2 protein-coding genes are annotated in these 805 nt (G+C 45.2%); both read right to left on the bottom strand.

Annotation, left to right across the window (positions count from 1 at the left end):
* On the bottom strand, positions 1-563 hold a 563-nt coding region (locus tag EXE30_RS15720), incomplete at its 3' end, for a 3-oxoacid CoA-transferase subunit B (RefSeq protein WP_130163207.1).
* Positions 564-574: 11 nt separating this feature from the next.
* Positions 575-805: CoA-transferase (locus tag EXE30_RS15715; RefSeq protein WP_323053016.1), on the bottom strand; the 231-nt coding region annotated here is incomplete at its 5' end.

The following is an 805-nucleotide window of genomic DNA, read 5'->3' as shown; positions in this document are numbered from 1 at the left end:
CCTTCTGTGGTCACATCAATCACACACAGATCGGTATAAATACGATCCACACATTTCAAACCTGTGGCTGGATACGAAAGCTTTTCAACGATCTTAGGTTCACCTTGTTTGGTGACATGATCTGTAGTGATAAAGACTTTCTTTGCACCTACAGCTAAGTCCATGGCACCACCCACAGCAGGAATCGCATCGGCTGCACCTGTATGCCAATTGGCAAGATCACCGTTAGCTGCGACTTGGAATGCACCCAGTACCGCAATATCTAAATGACCGCCACGCATCATGGCAAAGGAATCTCCATGATGGAAAAAGCATCCACCTGTCAGCATGGTGACGTATTCTTTGCCTGCATTAATCAATTCTGGATCTTCTTCACCTTTGGCTGGTGGTGGACCAAATGCCAATAAACCATTTTCAGAATGTAGAAATACATCTTTATCCGCAGGTAAGTATTTTGAAATTTTTGTTGGTAAGCCAATGCCTAAGTTGACATAGGCACCATCTGGAATATCTTGTGCCACACGTGCTGCAATCTGGTCACGACTGAGTTTTTGATAGCTCATTGTTATTCTCCTTATTGCGCAGTGACATGTGTTGTTGCGTCAACCGCAACCACATGCTGAACAAAAATCCCAGGGGTAACGATGTGTTCAGGATCAAGCTGACCGAGTTCAACCACTTCAGAGACTTGAGCAATGGTGACATCCGCAGCCATGGCCATGATCGGACCAAAGTTACGCGCAGATTTGTTATAGACAAGGTTGCCCCAACGATCACCTTTGTAGGCTTTGATCAAAGCAAAGTC

Origin of the sequence: Acinetobacter halotolerans (genome assembly GCF_004208515.1) — a bacterium.
In the GTDB taxonomy this organism is placed as follows: domain Bacteria; phylum Pseudomonadota; class Gammaproteobacteria; order Pseudomonadales; family Moraxellaceae; genus Acinetobacter; species Acinetobacter halotolerans.
The sequence above is the reverse complement of the archived record's forward strand: the minus strand, read 5'-3'. Positions and strand labels throughout refer to the sequence as shown.